Genomic DNA, 25,814 nt, shown 5'->3' with positions numbered 1-25,814 from the left:
GCTCATCCCTGCCCGGCTTCGGCAGGCGTCTTGGCGTCGATGCTCAGCGCGTGGATTTCCCGGCCCATCAACTCGCCCAGCGTGGCGTAGACCAGGCGGTGGCGCGCCAGCGGCAGCTTGCCGGCAAACGCCTCGCTGATGATGGTCGCCTCGAAGTGCACGCCGTCGTCGCCGCGCACGTCCGCGCTGGCGCCGGGCAGGCCTTGTTCGATCAGGGTCTTGATGGTCTGGGGGTTCACGTGGGGATCTCGCAATCGAAGCGGCGATGCAGGCTCGCCGGAGGTGGGCTCGGGGGGAGTCGCCCGACCGGACCCAGGCCCGGGTCGTGGTCGGCAATGGTTCAGCGGACCGGATACGCCAGCGCGCAATCTGCGTAAAATCAGCCGGCCTAGCCTAGCGGAAAGCCCACTGCTCCGAAATGGCCACATCTCCCGAGCCGCCCCACAATCCCGACGCGTTCGACTATGCCGCGAGCGGTCGCCGCGTTTTCGACATCGAAGCCGAGGCACTGGTCGCCGTCGCCGCCCGCCTGGACGGTGCCTTCAGCGCCGCCTGCCGCTTGATGCTGGCCGCGCGCGGCCGCGTGGTGTGCACCGGCATGGGCAAGTCGGGCCATGTCGCGCGCAAGATCGCCGCCACCCTGGCCTCCACCGGCACGCCGGCGTTCTACGTGCACCCCGGCGAGGCCGGCCATGGCGACCTGGGGATGATCACCGACGCCGATGTCGTGCTCGCGCTGTCCTATTCGGGGGAAAGCGACGAAGTGGCGATGTTGCTGCCCGGCCTCAAGCGCCAGGGCAACAAGCTGATCTCGATGACCGGTCGCGCCGGTTCCACCCTGGCCCGCGCCGCCGACGTGCACCTGGATGTCAGCGTGCCGACCGAGGCCTGCCCGCTCCACCTGGCGCCGACCTCCAGCACTACCGCCTCGCTGGCGATGGGCGATGCGCTCGCCGTCGCCCTGCTGGAGGCGCGCGGCTTCACCGCCGACGACTTCGCCCGCTCCCACCCCGCCGGCGCGCTCGGGCGTCGCCTGCTGCTGCACATCGCCGACATCATGCATGTGGGCGCGGACGTCCCGCGGGTGGGCGCACAGGCCAGCGTCAGCGAGGCGCTGGTGGAGATGACCCACAAGCGCCTGGGCATGACCGCGATCGTCGACCTGGCCGATGACCGCCTGCTCGGCCTCTATACCGACGGCGACCTGCGCCGCAGCCTGGACGACGAGCAGGTCGACCTGCGCACCACGCGCATCGATGAGGTCATGACACGCAATCCGCGCACCATCGAGCAGGGCGCGCTGGCGGTCGAGGCGGCCCGGCTGATGGAGACGCACAAGATCAGCGGATTGCTGGTCGTGGACGCGGAAGGCCGCCTGGTCGGCGCACTCAACATCCATGACCTGCTGCGGGCGCGGGTGGTATGAGCATCGCCACTCCCTTGACACCCATCGCCAGCGGCACCGCCGTGGTGGAACGCGCGCGACGCGTGCAGCTGGCCTGTTTCGACATCGACGGCACGCTGACCGACGGCCGGCTCCGGTTCGACAGCGAGGGCCGCGAGACCAAGGCCTTCCACGTCCACGACGGCCTGGGACTGGTGATGCTGCGCAAGGTCGGCATCGAGGTCGCCTTCATTACCGCCCGCGCCAGCACGATCGTGGAGCGCCGTGGCGCCGAGCTGGGGTTGACCGAAGTCCACACCGCGGTCAGCGACAAACTCGCCACCGTGCGCGCGATTGCCGCGCGCCTGGGCATCGGCCTGGACGCGGTGTCCTTCATGGGCGACGACCTGCCCGACCTGGGCGCGATGCAGCAGGTCGGATTTGCCGTGGCACCGGCCAGCGCGCATGCCTGGATCCGCGAACGAGCGCACTGGGTCACCAACGCACGTGCCGGCGACGGCGCCGGCCGCGAGCTGTGCGACCTGTTGTTGCACGCCCACGGCAAGGTGGACGCCTTGATCAACGCCGCGGCGCTGGAGCGGGCCGACCCGACCGCACGCATAACCGGACACAACGCATGAACTGGCGCATTCCGGTGGGAATTCTGCTGTTGCTGGCGGCGGTTGCCAGTGGCTGGTCACTGTTGACCCGCATGACCACGGGACCGGAGCTGCAGCCGGAAATCGGCGGGCGCCCGGACTACCTGCTCAACGATTTCCAGCTGGTCGTTCTGGACGCCACCGGCAAGGAATCCTTCACCCTGCGCGCCCCTCGCCTCGCGCGTGATCCGGTTCTGGAAACCATGGATGTGACCACGCCGCAGTTCCTCATTCCGCCCAAGCAGGACGGTGGCGATGCGTGGGAAGTCACCTCCAAAACGGGTTGGATCAGTGCCGATGGCGATGAGCTGCGCCTGCGCGGTGATGTCAATGCGGTCAGCGACGGTCGCCGTTCCGACAAGGTCACCATCGAGACGCAGGAACTGAACGTATTCCCCGAGGCGGATCGCGTCGATTCGCCGGTGCAGGTCACCATCAACCGGCCGGGCTCTATACTCCGCGGCAACGGGCTGGACGTGAATCTGGCCACCAAGCAGTACACGCTCCAATCGGAGGTCAAATCCAGTTATGCCCGCTAACCACACCAAGGCGCTTGTCGGCCTGCTCATCATTCTCGTCGCCGCCGCCAGCCCGATGGCCATGGCGAAGAAATCCGACCGCCAGCAGGCGATGGACATCAGCGCCGGCAAACAGGAAGGCAGCCTGGACGACAGCACCCCAACGGTCCTGTCCGGGGGAGTGGTGATCGACCAGGGCACGCTGCACGCCGAGGCGTCCCGCGCCGACATCCGCTCCCGCGGCGGCGACATCTCCCAGGTCGTGCTGACCGGCTCCCCGGCGAAGATGTCCCAGCAGATGGACGACGGCAGCCGCATGAACGCGGTGGCCAACAAGATCGACTACAACGTCACCACCGACACCGTCGTGTTCACCGGCAAGGTCAATATCCAGCAGCCGCGCGGCACCTTGAGCGGCGAGCGCGTGGTCTACAACATGACCACCGGCCAGGTGACCAGCGGCGGCGAAGGCAACGGGCGGGTCAACATGCGCATCATGCCGCGCAACGCCGCTCCCGCCGAGAAGAAGAAAGCCGCCGGCGAAGCGGAGACCGAGTGATGCTGGTCGCCAAGGGCCTGCGCAAGTCCTATGGCTCGCGCGAGGTCGTCAGCGATTTCGGCCTGACCCTGGACGCCGGCGAGGTGGTCGGCCTGCTCGGGCCCAATGGTGCGGGCAAGACCACCTGCTTCTACATGATCGTCGGCCTGGTGCCCGCCGATGCGGGCCGGATCACGCTCGACGGCAAGGACATCACCGGCGAGCCGATGCATGCGCGGGCCAAGTTCGGCATGGGTTACCTGCCGCAGGAGCCGTCGGTCTTCCGCAAGCTCACCGTCGCCGACAACCTGCGCGTGGCGCTGGAACTGCGCGACGACCTGGACAAGGCCGGCCGCGAGCGCGAACTGGCTTCGCTGATGGAAGAACTGCAGGTCAACCACGTTGCCAACCAGCTGGGTGCCAGCCTGTCGGGCGGCGAGCGGCGGCGGGTGGAGATCGCGCGCGCACTGGCCGGCAATCCGCGGCTGATGCTGCTGGATGAGCCGTTTGCCGGCGTCGACCCGATTTCGGTCGCCGATATCCAGCGCATCGTGCGCCACCTCAAGAACCGCGGCATCGGCGTGCTGATCACCGACCACAACGTGCGCGAGACCTTGGGCATCTGCGACCGGGCGTATATCCTCAACGCCGGCAGTGTGCTCGCGCAGGGGGCTCCGGACACGTTGCTGGCCGACCCCGACGTCCGCCGCGTCTACCTGGGCGACACGTTCCGCCTGTAGCGTTGCGTCACACGGTGAAGCGGTCCATTGCGGGCATGATGTAATCCCGTTCCGCAGCCACAGGTGACCATGAAGCCCCAACTCCAGACCTCGCTCGGCCAGAGCCTTGTGATGACCCCGCAGTTGCAGCAGGCGATCCGCCTGCTGCAGATGTCGTCGGTCGAGCTGGAGGCGGAACTGGCGGCGGCGGTGGAGAGCAATCCCCTGCTGGACTGGACCGATCAACCCAGCGAGCCGGCGATGGCGGAAGCCGGCGGCGCGATCGATGGGTCCGGCGGCGCGCTGGCGCACGAGGGCGACACCCCTGCTCCACCCGAGGCGGACTGGGGTCCCGACGACGGCGAGGTCTGGTACCAGCGCGTCGGGCCGCTCGATCCCGACAACGACCGCGACCCCGCCGAGCAGGTCGCCGAGTCGGAGAGCCTGCAGGACTACCTGCTGTGGCAGCTGCACCTGAGCCATCTGTCGCCGCGTGACCGCCAGATCGCGGTGGTGCTGATCGAGGCGATCGACGACGCGGGTTATTTCCGCGATTCGCCGGCGTCGGTTGCCGAAACCCTCGCCCCCGAGCTCATCGTGGACGAGGCGGAGGTCGTCACCGTCCTGCACCAGATCCAGCGCTTCGACCCGATCGGCGTCGGCGCGCGCGACCTGGCCGAGTGCCTGGGCCTGCAACTGCAGTATCTGGAGGAATGCACGCCCGGGCGCGCGCTCGCGCTCAACCTTGCGCGCGAGCACCTGGAACGCCTGCCGAAGGTGGGCGCGGCCGGCCTGGCCGCCGAGCTGAAACTTCCCGTCGCGGAGGTCGAAACCGCGATCAGCCTGCTGCGCTCGCTGGAGCCGCGACCCGGCGCCCGCATCGGCGCGATTGCCGAAGACAGCTACGTCGCCCCCGACATCGTCATCTGGCGCCAGCACGGCATGTGGCGGGTCGCGTTGTCGGACAGCATGCGCCCGCGCATCGGCATTCACCGCGGCTACGAAAGCATGATCCGCCACGCCGACGGCGCCGACGCCAATTACCTCAAGGGCCACCTGCAGGAGGCGCGCTGGCTGCTCAAGAGCCTGGAGGCGCGCGGCGTGACGATGCTGAAGGTCGCCCGATGCCTGATCAGCCAGCAGGCCGGTTTCCTGGAGTTCGGCAACGCCGCCCTGCGCCCGCTGACCCTGCGCGAAGTCGCCGCCGAGATCGGCATGCACGAGTCCACGGTCTCGCGCGCGATCGCCCGCAAGTACGCACGCACGCCGCGCGGCACGATTCCCCTGCGGGCCTTTTTCGCCTCCGGGATCGACACCGGCAGCGGCGGCGAGGCGTCGAGCGTCGCCATCCAGTCGATGATCCGCGAGCTGATCCAGGCCGAAAACCCGCGCAAGCCCCTGTCGGATGCGCGCCTGGCCGAAACCCTCAAGGCCGCCGGCGTCCCGGTCGCCCGCCGCACCGTCGCCAAGTACCGCGAAGCGATGGGGATCGTGTCCTCGCAGGATCGCGTACGGATGGCCTGAACGCGGCAGATTGCACGTGCCCGGGCTGGGCTATGCTGGTCTCCCGTCGCCAGGTAGAGGAGTCTTTCCATGCGGATCGAAATCTATGGCCAGCAGCTTGACGTCACCCCCGCCCTGCGCGAATACGTGGAAACCAAATTCACCCGCCTGCAGCGCCATTTCGAGCAGCCGTTCGAAGTGCGCGCGCAGCTGGGCCTGGAAAAGCCCGACCATCGCGCGGAGGCAAACATCATCTGTGCCGGACGCACGCTCCATGCCGACGCGGCAGCGCCCGACATGTACTCGGCGATCGACCTGCTGGTCGACAAGCTCGACCGCTTGCTGCTCAAGCACAAGGGCAAGCAGGTGGACCAGTCGCGCCGCGCCGAAAGCCTCTCCCGAGTCGGTGAAACCGGTTAGCCAAAAATGCCCCTGATTGATTTGTTGAGCGCCGGGCGCGTGGCGATCCTGTCCGGCCGGCAGGACCGTGCCGCGGTGATCGATACCGCGGCACGCCTGCTGGCACTGCGCGCAGGCGATGCGCCCATCACCGACGGGCCCGGGCCGGATGCCGACCTGATCGGTGACAGCCTGCACGCGCGCGAACGCCTGGCCAGCACCGCGATCGGCCACGGCGTCGCCATCCCGCACGGTCGCCTGGAGTCGATCACCGGCAGCCGCGCGGCCTTCCTGCGCCTGGCCGAGCCGATCGACTTCGGCGCCGCCGACGGTATCCCCGTCGACCTGATCATGGCCATGGTGGTGCCGCTGCACTCCAACATGAAGCACCTGGAGCAGCTGGCCGAGCTTGCCGAGCATTTCTCCGACCCGGCATTCCGCCAGCGCCTGCGTGAGGCCGTCGATTCGGCCGCGCTGGCCCGCTACCTGCTGGCCGCCCCGACCTGCCCCAGCGTGGCCTGAGATGCCGATGTCCAACGCCCGCATCAGCGCCGAGGAGCTTTTCGAGCGGCAGCGCGAACGCCTGCAGCTGCGCTGGTTCGCCGGCCAGGCCGGGCGGGGACGCGTCCTCGAGGCGGTCGATACCCTGGACCGGCGCCCGTCGCTGGCCGGCTACCTCAACGCCATCTACCCCAACAAGGTGCAGATCCTCGGCACGGAGGAACTGGCGTGGCTGGACTCGCTGGATTCGCGCCACCGCTGGGAAACGATCGAGCGGATCATCCAGTTCCGCCCCCTGGCCATGGTCCTGAGCAAGGCGCAGGACTGCCCGGCCGACCTGCTGGAGGCCGCCGAGGAGTCGATGACCCCGTTGTGGGGCTCGCCCCTGCGCGGCCACGAGTTGCTCAACCACATGCAGTACCAGCTCGCGCGCACCCTTGCGCCGCGGGTGACCCTGCATGGCGTGTTCATGGAGATCTATTCGATCGGCGTGCTGATCACCGGCGATTCCGGCGCCGGCAAGAGCGAGCTTGCGCTGGAGCTGATCAGCCGCGGCCACCGGCTGGTCGCCGATGACGCGCCCGAGTTCACCCAGATCGCGCCGGACGTGCTGGATGGCACCTGCCCGGAGCTGCTGCAGGACCTGCTGGAGGTGCGCGGCCTGGGCGTGTTGAACATCCGCCAGATGTTTGGCGACACCGCGGTGAAGGGCAACAAGTACCTGCGCCTGATCACCCATCTGACCCGCCCCGGTGATGACCCGGCCGACACCGACGGGCTGGGACGCCTGACCGGCGACAACTCCGCGCGCCGGGTGCTGGACCTGGACGTGCCGATGACCACCCTGCCGGTGATGCCCGGGCGCAACCTGGCGGTACTGGCCGAGGCCGCCGCCCGCCTGCACACCCTGCGCATGAAGGGCATGGACCCGGCGGCCGCCTTCATTGCCCGCCACAGCAATTTCCTGGAACGCGGTAGCCCCTGATCCCATGCACAACACCGAAGACACCCATTCCTCCCCAACCACTCATGAGAAGCCGCTCTCCGACGCCACGCTGATCATCGTCAGCGGCATGTCCGGCTCGGGCAAGTCCGTGGCCCTGAAGACCTTCGAGGACCTGGGCTACTACTGCGTCGACAACCTGCCCGCCGAGCTGCTGCCGGCCTTCGTCCGCGCCGCCACCGCCAACCTCGCCGAGACCGAGACCGCCAAGCTGGCGGTGGGGATCGACGTGCGCACGAGCCATCGCGACCTGGCCAGCATCCCGGGCTGGCTGTCCGAGGTCGGCAAGCTGGGCATGAACCCGCGGGTGATCTTCCTCGACACGCGCGACGACATCCTGATCAAGCGCTTCGCCGACACCCGCCGCCGTCATCCGCTCAGCCATTTGGGCCTGGCGTTGGCCGATGCCATCGCTCTGGAACGCCAGGTGCTGAAGCCGCTGCGCCAGCTGGCCGACTCCCGCCTCGACACCAGCGAGCTCAACGTCCACCAGATGCGCAGGCACATCATCACCCGCTTCGCACTGGGGGATACCAACACCGTCTCGTTGCTGTTCGAGTCCTTCGCCTATCGCCACGGCGTGCCGGCGGATGCGGATTTCGTGTTCGACGCGCGTTGCCTGCCCAATCCGCACTGGGATCCAGGCCTGCGACCGCTGTCCGGACGCGATGCGCCCGTCGCGGAGTTCTTCGCCAACCAGCCGCTGGTGAACGAGTTCGCCGGCCAGGTCGGTTCGCTGCTGGAAACCTGGTTGCCGCGCCTGCACACCGACACCAGCCGCAGCTACATCACCGTCGCCTTCGGCTGCACCGGCGGGCGCCACCGCTCGGTGTACCTGGCCGAGCGCATGGCCCGGGCCGCGCGCGAACAGGGCTGGGACGAGGTCGCCGTGCACCACCGCGAAATCGACTAGCTGCCCGGACCGCCGCGCCGGCGGCACGCCGGTTACCGGCAGCCGACCGGCATCTGTTAACTTTGTCGCATGTCTGTCGGTATTCTCCTGCTCACCCACGAAGGTATCGGCAGCGCCATTCTTGCGGTGGCGTCGGGCCTGCTAAAACCCATGCCGTTGCGGGTGGAGGTGCTGGAGGTCGGCTTCGACGGCCATCCCGATGCGGTGTTGCCGCAGGCCAGCGCGGCCCTGCGCCGGGCGGACGACGGCGACGGCGTGCTGGTGCTGACGGACATGTACGGCGCGACGCCCAGCAACCTGGGCGCTGCGCTGGCCGGCCTGGGCACCCGCGTCCACCGGGTGTCCGGACTCAGCCTGCCGATGCTGCTACGGGTGCTGAACTACGCCGAGCTGGGGCTGGACGAACTGCCGGCCGTCGCCGCCGCCGGTGCCCGCAACGGGGTTCGTCTGGACGACACATGAGTTCACCTCCCTGCAAGCTTTTCTTGAAGACGGTTACCGGACCACTGCCATGATCGAACGCGATTTGACCGTCTCCAACCGCCTCGGCCTGCACGCGCGCGCGACCGCCAAGCTGGTCCAGCTGCTGTCGGGCTACCAGTCCAACGCCACCCTGATCGCCAAGGGCCGCGAGGTGAATGCCAAGAGCATCATGGGCGTCATGCTGCTGGCGGCCGGCCAGGGCACCCAGGTCCGGTTGCGCGTTGACGGCGAGGACGAGGCCCACGTCGCCGACGCGGTGGCGGCGCTGTTCGACCGCCGCTTCGACGAGGACCAGTAGGCAAGCGCATGCGGCAGGAACTGTCCGGGCTGGCGGCATCGCGTGGCAGCGCCCTGGGGCGCGCGCGGGTGCGCCTGCCGCATGTGGTCGACGTGGTCGCCGAGTACATCGATCCGGCGGACGTGGATGCCGAGCTGGCGCGCCTGCACGACGCCATCGACCGCGTCCGCACCGAGATGCACGCCATGCGCGACCGCCTCCAGGGCGCGCTGGCCCATGAGGTCGGCGAGTTCCTCGACCTGCACGCGCTGTTGCTCGATGACCCCGAGCTGCTGCACGGCCTGGACGAGCTGATCCGCACCGACCACAGCAGCGCCGATTACGCCCTGCGCCAGCAACGCGACCGCATCGCGGCGGTGTTCGCGCGCATGGACGATGACTACTTCCGCAGCCGCATGGATGACATCGACCAGGTCATCGCACGCGTCCACGCCAGCCTGCATAGGCGCCTGGATGACACCACCGGCGTGGCCGGGGAAGTCCTGGTCACCGACAACGTCGCCCCCGCCGAGCTGGCCCAGCTGCAGCAGCAGGGCGTGGTGGCGATCGTGACCTCCTCGGGCAGTGCGCTCTCGCACAGCGCGATCCTTGCGCGCAGCCTGCACCTGCCGATGGTGGTGGGCGTGCCCGGGCTGCTGCAGCGGGTCAACGACGGCGATGCGCTGATCGTGGACGGCGGCGCCGGCACCGTGGTGATCGAGCCGCGCGCGCCGGACCTGCGCACCCACCGGGCGCAGCTGCGCGCGCAATCGCGCGACCAGCGCGAACTCAACCGTCTGCGCCGCCAGCCCAACCGCAGCCGCGACGACGTCAGCATCCAGGTGCACGCCAACGCCGAATCGCGCGAGGACGTGGCCGAGGCCCACGCCCTGGGCGCGACCGGCATCGGACTGTACCGCACCGAATTCCTGTTCCTGCGCAGCAACGACCTGCCCGAGGAACAGGAGCAGTTTCACGCCTACCGCGATCTCGTGCTCGGCATGAGCGGTCGCCCGGTCACCATCCGCACCCTCGACCTGGGCGCGGACAAGGCCGACCGCACCGGCCTGGCCTTGCGTGATGAACCCAACCCGGCGATGGGCATGCGCGGCATCCGCCTGTCACTGGCGCGCACCGGCCTGCTGGAAACGCAGCTGCGCGCGATCCTGCGCGCCTCCGGCTACGGACCCGTGCGCATCCTGCTGCCGATGGTGACCATGCGCGAGGAAGTCCGCGCCGTGCGCGCGGAGCTGGACCGCATCGCCGCCGAGCTGCGCCGCGAGGGCCATGAGATCGCGCCGCACGTCGCGCTGGGCACGATGATCGAGGTGCCCGCCGCGGCGATCGCCCTGTCGGGCTTCATCAGCGACATCGATTTCGTCGCCATCGGCACCAACGACCTGATCCAGTATTTGCTGGCCGCCGACCGCAACAACGACGCGCTCGGCGAGCTGCACACCCTGCTCCATCCGGCCGTGCTGCGGGTGATGCGTGACGTGCTGCTGCTGGCGAAGAAGCACGCGATCCCGGCGTCGGTGTGCGGCGAGATCGCCGGCGACGCGCGCTTCAGCCCGCTGTTGCTGGCGCTCGGGCTGGAGGAATTCAGCGTGCACCCCAGCAGCCTGCTGGAAGTGCGCCGGACGATCCGCTCGTGCGACGTGCACGCGCTGCGGGCCAGCGCGCCGTTATTGATGCGCGCCCGCGACCGCGCCCAGATTGAGCAGTGGATGCAGCGCCAGCTCGCCAGCTAGGTTCCGGTCACGCGCCGGACAGGCGCGGGCTGTCGCGGGCCGGTCACGCGTCAGTCGCCGACCGTCTCCACCGCCGGCGCGGTGCAGTTGCCCGCACCGGCCTTCAATGCCGCCAGCACCATCTTCGAATCGCGGTCGACCATCACGAATAGCGTGCCGTCGCGGACCCAGTCGCCGGTCTCTTCGCTGCCCGTGGCATCGTTGCTGCGGGCAAAGACGCCCGAGCGGTCATCGCCGACCTGGACCTCGATTTTGGACGACATTGACGGTGGAACGTCCCAGCTGACCTTGGCCCGGTACGCGCCGTCGGCCGTGCACCCGGTGCCCACCTGGTTGACGGTGAACTCCACGCCCGGATCGAAAAACGGCAGCTGCTCGGGCGTGGCTGGCGCGCTGCACGCGGCCAGACCAACAACCAGTGCCAGGGATGTCGCAACGAAGATGGAGCGTGGGGTCATGGTGGATGTCCGGTGGTGAAAGCGGCATACCAATACCATGAAGCACCCGCGGCTGTGCAGCGCTCGCCGCAGCGCGGATAATCGGGCACGACCCAGAACACTGATCGCATCCACCTCGGATGCGGCTTCCGCACAAGGAGCACGCATGGCCGAGACCGTCCGCCTGGACAAGACGTCGCACCAGTTGCGCCTGCTGGCGGACGCGCTCGACAGCGGCCGGCTGGGCCCGATCCGGCGCCTGGTCAACACATTGTCGCCGGCGGAAATCGGCAACCTGCTCGAATCCCTGCCACTGGACGAGCGCGTCGTGGTGTGGGGCCTGGTCGATCCGGAAGACGACGGCGAGGTGCTGCTGCATGTCGGCGACGATGTCCGCGAAAGCCTGCTGGCCGACATGGACGCCGACGAGATCCTCGCCGCGGTCGAGGACCTGGACATCGACGACCTAGCCGATCTGGTCGGCGACCTGCCCGGCACCGTGCTGGACGAGGTGCTCAAGTCGATGGACCGCGAGCACCGCGAGCGCCTCGAGCAGGCGCTGTCCTACCCCGAGGGCACCGCCGGGCGACTGATGAACCCCGACGTGGTCACCGTGCGCGCCGACGCCACCGTGGACGTGGTGCTGCGCTTCCTGCGCCTGCGCGGCGAGCTGCCCGAGCACACCGATTACCTGTACGTGGTCAGCCGGCGCCACCAGTACCGCGGCCGCCTGGGCCTGGCCACCCTGCTGACCCACGACCCGGCCACGCCGATCAACCGCCTGCTGGACTCGGAGCAACCCGCGTTCGACGTGGAGGATTCCAACGACGAGGTCGCGCGCCAGTTCTCCGACCACGACTGGCTCAGTGCGCCGGTGGTGGACAACAACCACACCCTGCTGGGCCGGATCACGATCGATGACGTGGTCGACATCATCCGCGAGCGCGCCGAACACCAGGCCCTCAGCGCCGCCGGTCTGGCCGAGGACGAGGACATGTTCAGCCCCGCCCGGCGCGCGTTCCGGCGCCGGCTGGTGTGGCTGGGCGTGAACCTGTGTACCGCGTTCCTGGCGGCGGGCGTCATCGGCCAGTTCGAAAGCTCCATCGACAAGATCGTGGCGCTGGCGATCCTGATGCCCATCGTCGCCGGCATGGGCGGCAACGCCGGCACCCAGGTGCTCGCACTGATGATCCGCGCCCTGGCACTGGACCAGATCGGCGCCTCCAACATCGGCGCACTGCTGCGCAAGGAGCTGCGCGTCGCGCTGATCAATGGCGTCTGCCTGGGCATCGGCTTGGGCCTGATCGTGCTGGCCTGGTTCCACGATCCGCTGCTGTCGGCGGTGATCGGAACCGCGCTGACCATCAACCTGCTGACCGCGGCCGCCGGCGGCGTCATGGTGCCGGTGACGCTGAAACGGATGGGTTTTGATCCCGCACTGGCCGGCGGGGTCGTGCTGACCACCATCACCGACGTGATGGGATTCCTGAGCTTCCTCGGCCTGGCCACCCTGGTGCTGCTGCGTTGAGCGCCGCCATCGCCCGCGCCAATGCTGAGCCGGCACCCGTGCCCGGCGGAGGCGACTGAGGGTGTTCTCGCGCCTGCAATGGCTGGTCCTGCAGCTCTCGCGCCAGATGTGGTTGCGGGCCAGCGCGTTCTCCGTGCTGGGCATCCTGACCGCGCTGGCGGCGATCGTGCTCAAGCGCTTCATCCCGCCCGAACTGACCACCCAGATCGGTGCCACCGCGGTCGGCAGCCTGCTCAACATCATGGCGAGCAGCATGCTGGCGGTGACGATCTTCTCGCTCAGCACCATGGTCGCCGCGTTTGGTTCGGCGACCAGCAACGTCAGCCCACGCGCGACCCGCCTGCTCAGCGCCGACAGCACGGCGCAGAACGCGCTGGCGACCTTCGTCGGCTCCTTCCTTTTCAGCGTGGTCGGCATCATCTGCCTGCACACCGGCCTGTACGGCGACAGCGGCCGGGTCGTCCTGTACGCGGTGACCCTTGGCGTGCTGGTGATCATCGTGATCACCCTGCTGCGCTGGATCGACTACGTACTCAAGCTGGGCCGCGTCGGCCCCACCAGCGAGCGCGTCGAGGAGGAAGCCACCCGGGCCATCCGCGCGCGCTACCAGCGCCCGTACCTGGGCGGCGTGCCACTGACCGGGGATGGGGACGCCACGCAGGCGCCCGGTACGGCGGTGGACGCGGGCGAGATCGGCTACGTCCAGTACATCGACATGGGCGCCCTGCAGGAGATGGCCGATGACGGTGACCTGCAGGTCACCGTCCACCTGCTGCCGGGCGAGCTGGCCGGGCCCGGGCGCCCGCTGGCATCGGTGACCGGCACGGACGATGCCGAGACCGTGCGCAAGCTGGCCGGCGCCTTCAACATCTCGGCCGCGCGTTCGTTTGACCAGGATCCGCGGCTGGGCCTGTGCGTGCTGGCCGAAATCGCCTCGCGCGCCCTGTCCCCGGCGGTGAACGATCCGGGCACCGCCATCGAGATCCTCAGCCGCGGTGCGCGCGTGCTGGCGGAGTGGTCGGCGCCATCCACCGAGGCCACCGACCCGGAGGAGGAAATCCAATTCCCGCGGGTGCGCGTCCCCGGCGTGCGGTTGGATGAACTGTTCGACGACTTCTTCGTGGCGATCGCGCGCGACGGCGCCGCCACGGTGGAGGTCGGCATCCAGTTGCAGAAGGTCCTGCACATCCTGGCCAGCATCGACCAGCCGCGCTATCGCCAGGCCGCGCTGGAACAGTCACGCAGCGCCCTGGCGCGGTGCGAGGGCGCGCTCACCTTGCCTGAGGATCTGCAGCGCGTGCGCGACGCGGCCGGACGGGTGGCGCAGGTCGCGGCCCGAGGAACCCTGTCGGCCCCCTAGTTCACGACGTCAAACTTGCCTTCCACGTCGTAGATCTCGTGGGTGTGGTCGATGTTGAGCCGCTGCAACTTGCCGCTGAAGTGGCCCGCGGCGCGTTTCCCTTCCTCGAAGGTCTCCATCACGATGCGCATCGGCTGCTTCTCGCCCTTGGAGGAAAACGCCATCGACGGACCCTGCTCGCGCTCGGTGCCGGCATCGGTATCAAAGTTGAAAGTGGCCTCCGAGACCCCCGCGGTTTCCGTGGACTCGCCCACGCCGGCCGGCTGGCTGCCCAGGATCACTCCGGTCAGGACGTGCTTGCCATCGGTCGAGCGCAGGCGCTCATTGGGCGACACGGTCAGGTTGAACATGCCGGCGGACAGATAGGTGCGCAGTTCACGCGTGTCGCCGGGCACCTCGAAGGTCGCCGGCTCGGCAAACGCGGGGCCGCTGATGGTGAAGCTGAGCCCGTCAACGGACTTGCTCGCGGCCGGTGCGCGGTCGCTCGCGCTTGCGTCGGCAGTCCCCGTACCGGACTGCGTACAGGCGGACAGCAGCCCGACGCAGAACAGCATTCCCAGCATCCCCAAAACAGTCTTGATCGATCGGTTCAAAGCAGCTCTCCCTGTGTGGTTCCGGTCGTCGTGATCGACGCCGCTGCGGACTTGCAGTGCCGGCAGCATAGCCGGAGGCGATCGCCATTACCCCGCAGGCGGCCCCTTCAGCTCGACCCGGTTGCCCTCCGGACGCACGAATCCGCGTTACGGAATGGTCAGGCTGCCGCCCGCTGATTGATTGAATTCACGATCTGGAAAATCTGGCACCTGCTTGTCGTCGAAGCTGGCATCGATGCTCTTCAGATCACTGGAGCGGGTGTAGGTGCGCGCCACCCAGCACAGCGCGTGGAACAACTCGCGCACCAGCCGCATCGCATCGCCACTGCCCGATGCGCCCCATGTCGTGCACGGCCTAGTTGCCGAGCTTCTGGATCAGCCGCGCCTTGTCTTGGACATGCCGCGGCAGCAGATGCTCGAATGCCGGCTGGGTCAGCAGCACCCCGAGGCTGTTGTCGTACGGCGTCCGCAACGTGACGTCATGCGCGTACAGCCAATGCCCGCCTGCTCGAGCGCATGGCCGCGGGGCATGCAGCAGGCGCGCGGATCGGAATGCACCAGTTGCTCGGCGCCACGCGTCGGCACATAGAGCGGCTTGAACTCCGCCTGCACGAACTGGAAGTTGCTCATCGCGCCCCCCGGCAGCTCCGGCCATACCTCGCCTTATAAAGAGCCGGCGGGGAGCGTCATACACGGACGCGCTCCATCAACGGCTCAAATCGGTACATGGCCGAGCGCCGCCCGGCCGGCTGGCGGACCACCTGCAGCAGCCGCTCCTGCAACAGCACGCGGCTGAAGCGGGCGGCGGTTTGCGACGGGATGCCGGCGCTGTGCGTGAAACGGCTGTTGCTGAATACCGGATGGGTGAACAGGTAGTCCAGTGCCGCCACCGCGTACTTGGATGCCAGCAACTCGGCAAAGCGGGGCTTCATTTCCTCGTACAACTGGCCAATGGCCTGCGCCGCCTCCAGATTGCCGATGGCCTGCTGCTCGACCGCCGCCAGGAAGAATGCGCACCAGCCGTCCCAGTCGTGATCTGACGACACCGCACGCAAACGGCCCAGGTACTCGTCCTTGTGATCTTCGAAATAGCGGCTGATGTAGAAATGCGGCGCGCCTATCACCCCGCCCTGCCACAGCATCAGCGTGATCAGCATGCGACCGACGCGGCCATTGCCGTCCTCGAACGGATGCAACGCCTCGAACTCAGCATGGACCAGTGCAGCGCGCAGCAACACCGGCACCGCTTCATCGTTGACCAACCGGAACAACGCCTCCATGCCACCGGGCAGGTGCTCCGGTGCGATCGGCACGAAGCTCACCCTGCGGCTGCCGGGCTCGCCGATGTAGTTCTGCTCGTGCTTGTAGGCACCAGGCGATTTGGTGGCCCCACGGCCAAAGGACAGCAACTGGCGGTGAATGCTTTTCACCAGTGACTCCGACAGCGACTGTCCCTGCTCCATCCGCAACTGGGCGGTATTGAGCGCGCGCCGATACAGCGCAGTCTCGATGGCATCGGATCTGAACTCCTGCGCGGCACGCTCATCGTCCTCCTCGAACTCGACCTCGAGCTGGAGGATCTCGTCGAGCGTGCTGATGGTGCCCTCCATCCGCGAGGACACCACCGCTTCCTGGCCTCGCAAGGGCGCCAGAAACAGCTCACTGTTGTGCATGCCACGCAGCATCTGGTCATAGCGCGCCAACGCCGCCGTGGCCCCCAGCAGGCCCGGCATCAGGCGCCCGTAGTCCAGCGCACCTGGCGGAAACTGCTCTGAGTGGTAGGAGACGGCTTGACTGGTGTCGATCATGGTCACGGCAACTGTTGTTAACGAAAAAGGAAGTCTTGATCTCAAAAGAGCTTGCACATCACCCGTTATCGACAACCTATGTTGTCGTTAACAGCAAGGCACTTTGCAATGAACAACCCGACTTGTGTATAACAGATAACCAATAACCCCAGTTGATGTCAACAATAGACTAAATATTGATGACAAGCGGTCTGAGTGCGATCCGGCCAAACCTCTGATTTATCTGCAAAACTCTCCCGTGACCAGACTACGTGTGACGCACACGCGCGCTTCAACCGACGTTTTGTACCGTCGTTTCTATCAACGGCTCAGCGGGACTGCAGCAACGCCGCTTCTCGCCGCAGCCGTGCCGCTTGAAGGGGCAGCCTCGGCACTTTGGCCGGGTTCGCCCACGCATGCCACGGCAACGACGCGACTTTTTGCGGCAGCATTGGGGCTTGTTCCGCCGCCCACGCCGGTCAAACCCGCGACGGCGGCGCTTCATCCGCCGCGACTGCCGCTCCCGGCCCGCTGTGTGGCGCTCATCCGCTTGCCGTCGCGCCTGCCCTGCTTTCCCGTGTTCCCCGCCGACGGATACAACAAGGCCGCCCGAAGGCGGCCCTGTCCAGACGCATCAATACGGGTCGCAGTGAGCCCGCCGACTACTCGCGCATCGTCACCGGCACGCCGGGCTTCACCACGTCGGCCAGCGCGGCGACGCTCCAGTTGGTCATGCGGATGCAGCCGTTCGATTCGGTCTTGCCGATCTTGGCCGGCTTGGGCGTGCCGTGGATGCCGTAGTGCTCCTTGCTCAGGTCGATCCAGGTGGTGCCGACCGGATTGTTGGGGCCCGGCGGGATCTCGGCTTTCTTGTCAGACGCCTTGGTACCGGCGATCAGCTCCGGGTCGAAGTACCACACCGGGTCGCGGGCGACGCCGTTGATCTTCCAGTCGCCGATCGGCAACGGGAACTGCGCGCTGCCGGTGGTCACCGGGTAATGCCCGATCACCTTGCCCGACTCGTCCATCAGCAGCAGGGCGGAGTCGGACTTGTCGATCACCACCTTGGCAGGGGTCGGCAGTCGCGTCGCGGCCTGGATGTTGGGTACGGTGATCGTCTCGCCCGAGGCGAGCTTCACACCGGGGTTGAGCTTGGCCAGCAGGGCCGGGCTGGAGTGGAACTGCTCGGCCACCTTCTCCTCCACCGACTCGTAGGGCAGCGCGTCCACCTTGGCCATGGCGGCGTGGCCGGTCGGGGTCGGGGCAAACGGGCCGGCGACGTCCTCGGCGGTGAGGGTGTATTCGATCAGGACGGGCGCGTCGTCCTTGTCCAGCGCCTCCCAGGTGGCGGCATCCATCGTGCCGGTCGGCTTGATGTCATGCGCACGCTGGAAAGCATCCACCGCGCGGCCCATGTTGCTGCCCACGGCGCCATCGATCTCGCCGGGGGAGAAGAACGCGCGCTCCAGCAACACCTGGGCGCGCAGCGGGCTGTCCTTCGCCAGCTCGGCATCGGCGGGCGCGGCCGTCACCGGCGGCAGCGGCTCGGGCTCGGCGTTCTTCCCAGCGGGCAGGGTCTCGGAGGATTTCTCATCGTCCGGCGGCGGCACCCGATCGTCCGGTGCGATCGGTGCGACCGGGTCGGGATTGGCCCGGTCCGCGTCCTGGACGCCGGTCATGTCGACATCGCCGGCAACGCCGGTGCTGGCCGGATCCTGGGAGGGCGCGGCATCGGAGCTCGCGGCGGCAGTGGGCTCGGCCGTGGGCGTCGGGGTCTGGCTGCAGGCCGCTGACATCGCGACGGGCAGCAGCGCGACCATCAGGGCGCGGGCGAGGGTCTTGGATTGCAGGGACTGGGTCATGGAATGCCGGACTCGTTAGGGGTGCTGTGCAGCAACCTAAAGCGTCGGGCGTGAATGCAGGCTCTTGATCGGCGCTGGAACTGAACAACGCCGTTACCGCCGAGCCCGCTCACGCGCCTGCAGAAGGCAAACGGAATCCCAACCTGCCGGTCCGAGATGCATGAAACTCCCTCACGCCGAAGCAAGCGAAGCAGCGCCGAATCACCAGGGGACGTAGAATCCGCGATGTCCCATCAAGGACAAGGAGAAAACATGACAAGGATGTGGATTGTGCTGGGTGACGCCACTTCGAGCGGCGGCACCGTGATCAGCGGATCACCCTTCACCGACATCGACGGCAAGCCTGTCGCGCGAATCAACGACATGGCGACTTGCCCCACCCACAAGGGCACGTTCCCAATAGTCGATGGGGACCCGACAACCATCATCGACGGCCAGGCGGTGGCCCTGCATGGAAGTTCGATTGCGTGTGGCTGCAAGGTGCTGGCGGTGAAGCAGATGCGGGTGTTCCTGGACGATGGGGCTGGATCAGCGACCGCAGCCGTCGCGCCGGAGGCAGCAGCCCACGCGCATGCTGCGAAGGCGAACCATAATGGCGGACCGAGTCCTGCAGCCCTCACGATTTGCGACAGTGCATTCGATGAGCAGATCCGGTTCGTCGGCCCAACCGGTTCGGCGCTGTCCAATATCCGGTATGTGCTGCAGCTGGAAGACGGGACCGAGGTCGACGGCGTCACCGATGAGGACGGCCGAACCCGGCGCGTGACGACGTCGGCCCCGCTCGGCATCACGAAAGCGGAGCTGGTCGCCCCAACACAGGCCTCTGGCTGCTGCGGCGCTCTGGGCCTTCCGTCGCAAACAGTTGAAGTGGCATTGGCCGGCGCACGCACCAATGCGACCGCCGTTGGATCATCCGTGCATGAGGCCGTAGCCAAAGCCGAAGACCGTGGGCTGACCAGCGGCGAGGTCGCGATGCTGCGGCAAGTATTTGGAAATTCCGTGGACTACAAGTCGGTCAAGCTTCACAACCATGGATACTGGCTGCTCTTCGGCTTTCAACCAGATAACACGGCGACTGCACCGAACGGTGATATTTACCTACCGGGCAAGCTGTTCTCAATAGACTTTTCGCTCGAATTGGATCGGGAGCAGCGACTTCTCGTACATGAAATGACACATGTTTGGCAGTATCAGCTTGGCTACCCGATCAAGCGCGTTCGAGGTCCTCGTCCCAACATGACGTATGAGTATACGCTCGACAGAAATAAGCGCCTTTGCGACTACAACATGGAAGCACAGGGAAATATAATTGCGGATTATTACCTTCTCAGATTTCGGCAAAACACTGACGACCTGTATGAGTCCAAGTATCGCCATAGAGCCAACCTTCTTGCACTCTATGAAGGCATATTGCGTGACTTCCTTATAACACCGGATGATTCGAACAACCTACCGCAGGTAACCAAATGAGAATCGGAGCTGTCTTCCTACCGCTACTGCTTGCTCCGGGCGTTGGCGGTTGCACTCAGCCAGCCGGCATGTATCAGGACGCAACGATCCGTATTGTAGACTCCCGCCTGTGCTTCTCCGTCGCCGATAGCAAGGAAGCACGGAAAACACCTCCAACGATCGCTGCAATTTCCGTTAGCAAGTTCGTGGATTCTAAATGGGAACGGATATGGGGTTGGATCACTCCACTGGAACCGGAAACGACGCTACATCCGGATGATTGCATCCCATACGGATACCGGCCAGTCAATGACTCACAGCAGCAAATTTATGAGCAACTCCGGCCAGGCGAGCGATATGGCCTATCGATCAATGCCGGAATACCGAATCCATCGCGCCGGGGCGATCGCACTCTGGGCCGTATGTATGGCCAATACTTCTGTCTGCGCGAGAATTCCGACGGGTCGCAGGAAGTCCTTCTGGTTCCGGCGTTCAAGGGCGTTACACAGTGGCAACTGTGTAACGTCCCCACTGATTGACAGGCCGGCCAACCGGTAACCCCACAAAAAAAGCCCCGCATCCGCGGGGCTTTTTCTGTCACCGCAGCGCGGCAGTTACGCCCACGGATCCTGCAGGATCATCGTGTGGTCGCGGTCCGGGCCGGTGGAGACGATCGCCAGCGGGCAGCCGGCCAGTTCCTCCAGCGAACGCAGGTAGGCGCGTGCGGCCGGCGGCAGCTTGTCCCACTCGGTGACGCCATGGGTGCTTTCCTGCCAGCCCGGCAGCTCCAGGAACACCGGCTCGCACTCGTCCCAGCCCTGCGCGTCCAGCGGTGCGTATTCGGTCTGCTTGCCGCGGTACTGATAGCCGATGCAGACCTTCAGCTTCTCCAGGCCGTCCAGCACGTCCAGCTTGGTGATGCACAGGCCGTTGATGCCGTTGATCGCGACGGCGCGCTTGAGCGCGACGATGTCGATCCAGCCGCAGCGGCGCGGGCGGCCGGTGGTGGCGCCGTATTCCTGGCCCTTGTCGCGCAGGGCCTGGCCGATGTCGTCGTGCAGCTCGGTCGGGAACGGGCCGCTGCCCACGCGGGTGGCGTACGCCTTGGCGATGCCCAGCACGTAGTCGATCGCCCCGGCGCCGACGCCGGTGCCGGCCAGCGCGCCGCCGATGGTGGTGTTGGACGAGGTGACATACGGATAGGTGCCGTGGTCGATGTCCAGCAGCGAGCCCTGCGCGCCTTCAAACAGGACGCGCTGGCCCTGCTTGCGCAGGTCGTGGAGGATGCCGGCGACGTCGGACTTCATCGGCTCGACGTAGTCGCCGAAGGCCAACGCATCGTCCAGGGTTTTCTGGAAGTCGATCGCCTCGACGTTGAAGTACTTGGTCAGCACGAAGTTGTGGTAATCCAGCGCGCTGCGCAGCAGCTCGGCCAGCTGCTCGGGGTAATGCAGGTCGGCCACGCGGATGCCGCGACGGGCGACCTTGTCCTCGTACGCCGGGCCGATGCCGCGGCCGGTGGTGCCGATGGCCTTGCCGCCGGCGGCCTTTTCGCGGGCCTGATCCAGGGCGATGTGGTACGGCATGATCAGCGGGGTGGCCGGGCTGATCTTCAGCCGCGAGCGGACCTCGACGCCTTCGGCCTCCAGCTCGCCGATTTCCTTCTGCAGCGCGCCGGGGTGCAACACCACGCCGTTGCCGATCAGGCACAGCGCGCCTTCGCGCAGGATGCCCGAGGGGATCAGGTGCAGGACGGTTTTCTTGCCGTTGATGACCAGGGTGTGGCCGGCGTTGTGGCCGCCCTGGAAGCGCACGACCGCACCGATCTGCTCGGTCAGCAGGTCGACGATCTTGCCCTTGCCTTCATCGCCCCACTGGGCACCGAGAACGACGACTGACTGACCCATTGCATATGCTCCTGAAGCATTTGAGGGCCAGCGCACGCCGACCCGGGCGGAGAGTTCCGCGCATAGAAAAAGCCGGGAGGTTTTCGCCCCTCCGGCTTTTGCGCATTATCCGGGTTTTCGGCGGTCTAGGCCAGCCCGGAAACGCGACCGTTTACATTAGCCGCACCAGCCACAGCGAACCCACGCCCACCGCCAGCACCACGCCGCCGATCTGGCGCAGCTGGCGGTCATCCAGCTGGCGCAGCTGCTCCATGGTGCGCCGCCACCGACCGGGGGCAGCGAACAGGAACAGCCCTTCCAGCACGGCGACCAGCGACAGCGCCGACAGCAGCTCGACGGTCATGCCGTGCTCCCGTGCGGATTGGAACGGCTCAACGATCGTTGCCGAAGTACTTCAGGAAGTCGTCGTTGCGCTCCAGCATGATCACGCCCTTGCCGTCGCTGAAGGATTCGCGATAGGCCTCCAGGCTGCGCTGGAAGGCATAGAACGCCGGATCCTTGTTGGCCGCCTTGGCGTACAGCGCCGCAGCTTCCGCATCGCCCTGACCGCGCAGGCGCTGGGCGTCACGCTCGGCCTCCGCCACGATCACCGCCTGCTGCTTGTCGGCGCCGGCGCGGATCGTCTGGGCCTGCTCGGCACCCTCGGCGCGCAGGCGGCTGGCCACCTGGTGGCGCTGCGCGCGCATGCGCCGGTAGACGTCCTGGATGACCTGGCTGTCGGTCGGCAGGTCGATCTGCTTCAGGCGCAGGTCGATGATCTTCACCCCGACCGTGCTGGCGCCCTTGTTGATCGCCGCCAGCTGGCGGTCGATGATCTCGGCGCGATCGCCGGAGACCAGCTCCTTCAGGGTCCGCGAGTTGATCTCGTTGCGCAGCGAGTCCTTGATGATCGGCGCCAGGCGGTCCACGGCCAGGCTCTCGTCACCACCGGTCGCCCGGTAGAACGCACGCACGTCCTCGATCATGCCGACGGTGAAGAAGTCGACGCTGACGTCCTTGCGCTCGGAGGTCAGGTAGCGCTCGGGCTCGGCGTTGAACACCGTCAGGCGGCGGTCGAACACCAGCGCGGTTTCCACCAGCGGCACCTTGAAGTGCAGGCCCGGGCCAATGCCGGTCCGGGCCACGCGGCCCAGGTTGAGCACCATGCCGACCTGGCCCTCACGGACCACGTAGGTGGAGCCCATCAGGCCCAGCAGCACCGCGACGGCTACGGCGATCCAGATGGAATGTCTCATCGGTTTACCTCCGGACGGCCAGCCGGCCGTGGGGTGCGTTCAGTGCGCGAGGGCGACGGTGCGATGGTCGAGGTGTCCGGGGACAGCATCTCGGGCGTCAGCAGCGGCGCGGAGGAGGTGTTGGTCGAGCCCGACGAGCGTGCCGAACCATCCGTCGCGCCGTCCATGGGCACGTAGATCAGCTGGCGCGAATCGCCGCCGACGACCTTGCGGTTGCCCGACAGCACTTCCTGCACGGTCTCCAGCCACAGGCGCTTGCGGGTGACTTCCGGCGCGTCCTTGTACTGGTCCACCAGCAGCGAGAAGCGGTCGGCGTCACCCTCGGCGCGCGATACGGACGCGTCGCGGTAACCCTCGGCGACGGTGCGCACGCGGGCGGCCTGGCCTCGGGCCTCCGGCACCACCTGGGCGGCGTAGGCCTCGGCCTCGCTGATCAAACGGTCCTTGTCCTGCTGGGCGCTGTTGACGTCGTCGAAGGCCGGCTTGACCTCTTCGGGCGGTCGCGCGTTGGGCAGGTTGAGCTCGGTCACCACAAGTCCGGTGCGGTACGCGTCCAGCGAGTTCTGCAACTGCTCGCGGGCCGACACGGCCAGGGCATTACGCGCACCCAGCACGGTATCGAGCGTGGAGCGGCCGACCTGCTCGCGCACGGTGCTCAGCGCCGCCTGCTGCAGCATCGCGTTGGCGTCACGGCTGCCGAACACGTACTTCTGCGGATCGCTGACGCGGTACTGCACGTTGATCTCGACCTGGACGATGTTCTCGTCGCTGGTCAGGACCGGCACGTTGGTACCGAAGGTCTTGATCTCGGTGGCGTTGATCTTGATCGCGGTTTCAAACGGCCACGGCAGCTTGAAATGCGGGCCGGGCTGCAGGATGCGGGCGAACTGGCCGAAGCGCAGGACCACGGCGCGCTGCTGCTCGTTCACCAGCAGGAAGCTGTTGAAGGCCAGCCACAGGGCAAGCACCAGCAGCACCCAGCGGCCGACGCCACCACCGCCGCCACCGCCCTGGCCCCCGAACAGGCCGCGCAGCCGATCCAGCACGTCGTCGATGCCATTGCCGCCGGGGCGGCGACGCGGCGGGCGGCCACGGCCGCTGCCGGAATTGTCACTGCCAGGGGTATTCCAGGCCATGCCTGCTCCTAAGGAAGGTGAACAGCGCCCCTTTGTCGCGGGCAGCCGATGATTCTAGGTGGGAGGGACGCCTGCCTCAAGCAAGCGCTGTCAATGGATGTCGTGGTCCGCCTCGACCGGCGGCAGCAGTGCGTGCAGGACGTCGCCGTCGGGTTGGTCGTGGAGGCGCGCGGCGTCGGCAAGCGACATGTCCACCTGCATCCGCCATCCGTCCTCGACGGATTCCTCCTCCCGCACCGCGCCCAGCTCGTGCAGCTTGGCATGCAGCTTGCCCGCACGCGAGGGCAGTTCGATCGCGCCGGTGACACGCTGCAGGTCGAGGATCTCGCCGATCACCTCCGGCAGCAGGTCCAGGCCCTGGCGCTCCTTGGCCGATACCCAGACGCGCGGGTGCCCGTCGGCAGGGCGGTCGATGCGCGGACGGCCCTGTTCGAGCTGGTCGATCTTGTTGTAGACCAGCAGCTGCGGAATATCGCCCGCACCGATCTCGGCGAGGACTTCGTCCACCTGCGCAATGCGCTCGTCGCGCAGTGGATCGGCGGCATCGACCAGGTGCAGCAGCAGGTCGGCCTCGCGCGCTTCCGACAGCGTGGAGCGGAACGCGGCGACCAGCTCATGCGGCAGGTCGCGCACGAAACCGACGGTGTCGGCGAGCACCAGCGCATGGCCGGACAGCTCGATGCGGCGCACCGTCGGGTCCAGCGTGGCGAACAGCTGGTCGGCGGCGTAGGCATCCGCGCCGGTCAGGGCATTGAACAGCGTGGACTTGCCGGCGTTGGTGTAGCCCACCAGCGCGACCCTGGGCAGCTCGTTGCGGACGCGGGCGCGGCGCATCTGGGTGCGCTGCACCTCGACCTTGTCGAGTCGCTTCTGCAATTGCTCCAGGCGCTTCTGCAGCAGCCGGCGGTCGGTCTCCAGCTGGGTCTCACCCGGGCCACGCAGGCCGATGGAACCGCCGCGCAGGCTGTCCAGATGGGTCCAGCCGCGGATGAGCCGGGTCGACATGTGCTTGAGCTGGGCCAGTTCGACCTGCAGCTTGCCCTCGTGACTGCGGGCGCGCTGGGCGAAAATGTCCAGGATCAGGCCGGTACGGTCGACCACGCGGCAGCCCAGGATGCGCTCCAGGTTGCGCTCCTGGACCGGGCTCAGGGGGTGGTTGACCAGCACCAGGTCGGCCTCGGTGGCAGCCACGGCGGCCTGCACTTCCTCAAGCTTGCCGGTGCCGATCAGGATCGAGGCGTTGGGGTGGTCAATGCGGGCGTTGAGGGTGGCAACCACCGTCGCCCCGGCCGAGCGGGCGAGCTCGGTGAATTCGTCCAGCTGGTCCGGATCGACGGGACCGCCCGCATGGGGCTGGATCAGAAGCGCACTTTCACCCTTGCGGGAGCGTTCAAACAAGAGGCAGGACCTTTGTGGCGTGAGGAGTCATGCCAGATGAGATGGGTGCGCCCCCGGCAAACACAAGCCATCCACACGCCTCGACTGAACGGTCAACCCGCTGCGGCGCCCTCGTCGCCCTCTGCCGCCTGGACCTGCCCGCCGCTGGGGCCAACGCGGACATTGCGCGCGGGGACCACGGTGGAGATGGCGTGCTTGTAGACCATCTGGCTGACGGTATTGCGCAGCAGCACGACGAACTGGTCGAAGGACTCGATGGTGCCCTGCAGCTTGATGCCGTTGACCAGGTACACCGAGACCGGAATGCGCTCACGGCGCAGTGCGTTCAGGAAAGGATCCTGCAAAGACTGTCCCTTGGACATCTGTATTCCCCGCTGGGTTTTTCTAGTTATGGGTGGACACGCGCGTGACGGCGTGCCCCGCCGCCGGCATTTCCCCAGCCAGCGACCCGGCGATGGTAGCGCAATCGCGGCG

28 protein-coding genes are annotated in these 25,814 nt (G+C 67.2%); 16 read left to right on the top strand and 12 right to left on the bottom strand.

The features are described 5' to 3' along the window. Positions 1–2 precede the first annotated feature (2 nt). The gene (locus INQ40_RS04190) at positions 3–239 is read right to left on the bottom strand and encodes a BolA/IbaG family iron-sulfur metabolism protein (protein ID WP_193986494.1); all 237 of its coding nucleotides are present in this window, start codon (positions 237–239) and stop codon (positions 3–5) included. Positions 240–418: 179 nt separating this feature from the next. On the opposite strand from INQ40_RS04190, the gene INQ40_RS04185 reads away from it, so the two are divergent. The 13 genes from INQ40_RS04185 to ptsP all read left to right on the top strand — a co-directional run bounded on the left by INQ40_RS04185 (position 419) and on the right by ptsP (position 10,648). Continuing rightward, positions 419–1,426, top strand: a complete 1,008-nt coding sequence (locus INQ40_RS04185) for a KpsF/GutQ family sugar-phosphate isomerase (protein ID WP_194341968.1) — start codon at positions 419–421, stop codon at positions 1,424–1,426. Beyond that, entirely contained in the window at positions 1,423–2,025 is a 603-nt protein-coding gene (locus INQ40_RS04180; protein ID WP_194341967.1) for an HAD hydrolase family protein, read from the top strand. The genes INQ40_RS04185 and INQ40_RS04180 overlap by 4 nt, the downstream gene beginning before the upstream one ends. After that, positions 2,022–2,582 carry an LPS export ABC transporter periplasmic protein LptC gene (gene lptC, locus INQ40_RS04175; RefSeq protein WP_194341966.1) on the top strand — a complete coding sequence of 187 codons (561 nt, stop codon included), beginning with the start codon at positions 2,022–2,024 and terminating at the stop codon, positions 2,580–2,582. Before INQ40_RS04180 ends, lptC begins: the two co-directional genes overlap by 4 nt. Next, complete coding sequence (gene lptA / locus INQ40_RS04170) at positions 2,572–3,120, top strand: lipopolysaccharide transport periplasmic protein LptA (RefSeq protein ID WP_193986490.1); 549 nt, start codon at positions 2,572–2,574, stop codon at positions 3,118–3,120. The genes lptC and lptA overlap by 11 nt, the downstream gene beginning before the upstream one ends. Further along, positions 3,120–3,839 carry an LPS export ABC transporter ATP-binding protein gene (gene lptB, locus INQ40_RS04165; RefSeq protein WP_194341965.1) on the top strand — a complete coding sequence of 240 codons (720 nt, stop codon included), beginning with the start codon at positions 3,120–3,122 and terminating at the stop codon, positions 3,837–3,839. The genes lptA and lptB overlap by 1 nt, the downstream gene beginning before the upstream one ends. A gap of 69 nt (positions 3,840–3,908) precedes the next feature. Beyond that, positions 3,909–5,342 (top strand): RNA polymerase factor sigma-54, encoded by a 1,434-nt coding sequence (locus tag INQ40_RS04160; protein ID WP_194341964.1) that lies wholly within the window; start codon positions 3,909–3,911, stop codon positions 5,340–5,342. A gap of 69 nt (positions 5,343–5,411) precedes the next feature. Continuing rightward, positions 5,412–5,741, top strand: a complete 330-nt coding sequence (gene raiA / locus INQ40_RS04155; RefSeq protein WP_194341963.1) for a ribosome-associated translation inhibitor RaiA — start codon at positions 5,412–5,414, stop codon at positions 5,739–5,741. Positions 5,742–5,747: 6 nt separating this feature from the next. Beyond that, positions 5,748–6,242, top strand: a complete 495-nt coding sequence (locus tag INQ40_RS04150) for a PTS sugar transporter subunit IIA (protein ID WP_194341962.1) — start codon at positions 5,748–5,750, stop codon at positions 6,240–6,242. Positions 6,243–6,249: 7 nt separating this feature from the next. Continuing rightward, the gene (gene hprK, locus INQ40_RS04145; protein WP_194341961.1) at positions 6,250–7,206 is read left to right on the top strand and encodes an HPr(Ser) kinase/phosphatase; all 957 of its coding nucleotides are present in this window, start codon (positions 6,250–6,252) and stop codon (positions 7,204–7,206) included. An 88-nt stretch (positions 7,207–7,294) separates the two neighbouring features. Beyond that, positions 7,295–8,137: an RNase adapter RapZ gene (rapZ, locus tag INQ40_RS04140; RefSeq protein ID WP_255524307.1), complete on the top strand. Its 843-nt coding sequence runs from the start codon at positions 7,295–7,297 to the stop codon at positions 8,135–8,137. A gap of 69 nt (positions 8,138–8,206) precedes the next feature. Beyond that, entirely contained in the window at positions 8,207–8,599 is a 393-nt protein-coding gene (locus INQ40_RS04135; RefSeq protein WP_193986483.1) for a PTS fructose IIA subunit family protein, read from the top strand. A 49-nt stretch (positions 8,600–8,648) separates the two neighbouring features. Beyond that, the gene (locus INQ40_RS04130; protein WP_194341959.1) at positions 8,649–8,918 is read left to right on the top strand and encodes an HPr family phosphocarrier protein; all 270 of its coding nucleotides are present in this window, start codon (positions 8,649–8,651) and stop codon (positions 8,916–8,918) included. 8 nt (positions 8,919–8,926) lie between these two features. Beyond that, positions 8,927–10,648, top strand: coding sequence for a phosphoenolpyruvate--protein phosphotransferase (gene ptsP / locus INQ40_RS04125; protein ID WP_194341958.1), 1,722 nt, complete (start codon positions 8,927–8,929; stop codon positions 10,646–10,648). A 50-nt stretch (positions 10,649–10,698) separates the two neighbouring features. On the opposite strand, the gene INQ40_RS04120 is transcribed toward ptsP, so the two are convergent. Continuing rightward, on the bottom strand, positions 10,699–11,106 hold the full coding sequence (locus INQ40_RS04120; protein ID WP_194341957.1) for a hypothetical protein: 408 nt from the start codon (positions 11,104–11,106) through the stop codon (positions 10,699–10,701). A 145-nt stretch (positions 11,107–11,251) separates the two neighbouring features. On the opposite strand from INQ40_RS04120, the gene mgtE reads away from it, so the two are divergent. Both mgtE and INQ40_RS04110 read left to right on the top strand, forming a co-directional pair. Then, positions 11,252–12,613 carry a magnesium transporter gene (gene mgtE / locus INQ40_RS04115; RefSeq protein ID WP_194341956.1) on the top strand — a complete coding sequence of 454 codons (1,362 nt, stop codon included), beginning with the start codon at positions 11,252–11,254 and terminating at the stop codon, positions 12,611–12,613. A 61-nt stretch (positions 12,614–12,674) separates the two neighbouring features. Next, positions 12,675–13,973 carry a DUF2254 domain-containing protein gene (locus tag INQ40_RS04110; RefSeq protein WP_228482110.1) on the top strand — a complete coding sequence of 433 codons (1,299 nt, stop codon included), beginning with the start codon at positions 12,675–12,677 and terminating at the stop codon, positions 13,971–13,973. Here the strand turns inward: INQ40_RS04110 and INQ40_RS04105 are convergent. The 4 genes from INQ40_RS04105 to INQ40_RS04090 all read right to left on the bottom strand — a co-directional run bounded on the left by INQ40_RS04105 (position 13,970) and on the right by INQ40_RS04090 (position 18,215). Then, entirely contained in the window at positions 13,970–14,566 is a 597-nt protein-coding gene (locus INQ40_RS04105; protein WP_194341955.1) for a hypothetical protein, read from the bottom strand. The genes INQ40_RS04110 and INQ40_RS04105 overlap by 4 nt on opposite strands. 147 nt (positions 14,567–14,713) lie before the next feature. After that, the gene (locus tag INQ40_RS04100; protein ID WP_194341954.1) at positions 14,714–14,881 is read right to left on the bottom strand and encodes a hypothetical protein; all 168 of its coding nucleotides are present in this window, start codon (positions 14,879–14,881) and stop codon (positions 14,714–14,716) included. Between the two features lie 371 nt (positions 14,882–15,252). Beyond that, the gene (locus tag INQ40_RS04095) at positions 15,253–16,374 is read right to left on the bottom strand and encodes a Fic family protein (protein WP_228482174.1); all 1,122 of its coding nucleotides are present in this window, start codon (positions 16,372–16,374) and stop codon (positions 15,253–15,255) included. Between the two features lie 641 nt (positions 16,375–17,015). Continuing rightward, entirely contained in the window at positions 17,016–18,215 is a 1,200-nt protein-coding gene (locus tag INQ40_RS04090) for a L,D-transpeptidase (RefSeq protein WP_194341953.1), read from the bottom strand. 225 nt (positions 18,216–18,440) lie between these two features. Here INQ40_RS04090 and INQ40_RS04085 point away from each other — a divergent pair, with 225 nt between their 5' ends. Next, positions 18,441–19,685, top strand: coding sequence for a PAAR domain-containing protein (locus INQ40_RS04085; protein ID WP_194341952.1), 1,245 nt, complete (start codon positions 18,441–18,443; stop codon positions 19,683–19,685). 593 nt (positions 19,686–20,278) lie between these two features. On the opposite strand, the gene INQ40_RS04080 is transcribed toward INQ40_RS04085, so the two are convergent. The 6 genes from INQ40_RS04080 to hfq all read right to left on the bottom strand — a co-directional run bounded on the left by INQ40_RS04080 (position 20,279) and on the right by hfq (position 25,702). After that, positions 20,279–21,571, bottom strand: coding sequence for an adenylosuccinate synthase (locus INQ40_RS04080; protein WP_194341951.1), 1,293 nt, complete (start codon positions 21,569–21,571; stop codon positions 20,279–20,281). 151 nt (positions 21,572–21,722) lie between these two features. After that, complete coding sequence (locus INQ40_RS04075) at positions 21,723–21,914, bottom strand: DUF2065 domain-containing protein (RefSeq protein WP_193986449.1); 192 nt, start codon at positions 21,912–21,914, stop codon at positions 21,723–21,725. A gap of 28 nt (positions 21,915–21,942) precedes the next feature. Continuing rightward, positions 21,943–22,806: a protease modulator HflC gene (locus INQ40_RS04070; RefSeq protein ID WP_193986448.1), complete on the bottom strand. Its 864-nt coding sequence runs from the start codon at positions 22,804–22,806 to the stop codon at positions 21,943–21,945. After that, on the bottom strand, positions 22,803–23,942 hold the full coding sequence (hflK, locus tag INQ40_RS04065; RefSeq protein ID WP_193986447.1) for an FtsH protease activity modulator HflK: 1,140 nt from the start codon (positions 23,940–23,942) through the stop codon (positions 22,803–22,805). The genes INQ40_RS04070 and hflK overlap by 4 nt, the downstream gene beginning before the upstream one ends. 90 nt (positions 23,943–24,032) lie before the next feature. Continuing rightward, positions 24,033–25,340, bottom strand: coding sequence for a ribosome rescue GTPase HflX (gene hflX / locus INQ40_RS04060; protein ID WP_194341950.1), 1,308 nt, complete (start codon positions 25,338–25,340; stop codon positions 24,033–24,035). 92 nt (positions 25,341–25,432) lie between these two features. After that, the gene (gene hfq, locus INQ40_RS04055; RefSeq protein ID WP_193986439.1) at positions 25,433–25,702 is read right to left on the bottom strand and encodes an RNA chaperone Hfq; all 270 of its coding nucleotides are present in this window, start codon (positions 25,700–25,702) and stop codon (positions 25,433–25,435) included. Positions 25,703–25,814: the final 112 nt, after the last annotated feature.

The sequence above is a fragment of the Lysobacter sp. H21R4 genome (assembly GCF_015277535.1).
In the GTDB taxonomy this organism is placed as follows: Bacteria; Pseudomonadota; Gammaproteobacteria; order Xanthomonadales; family Xanthomonadaceae; genus Novilysobacter; species Novilysobacter ciconiae.
The sequence above is the reverse complement of the archived record's forward strand: the minus strand, read 5'-3'. Positions and strand labels throughout refer to the sequence as shown.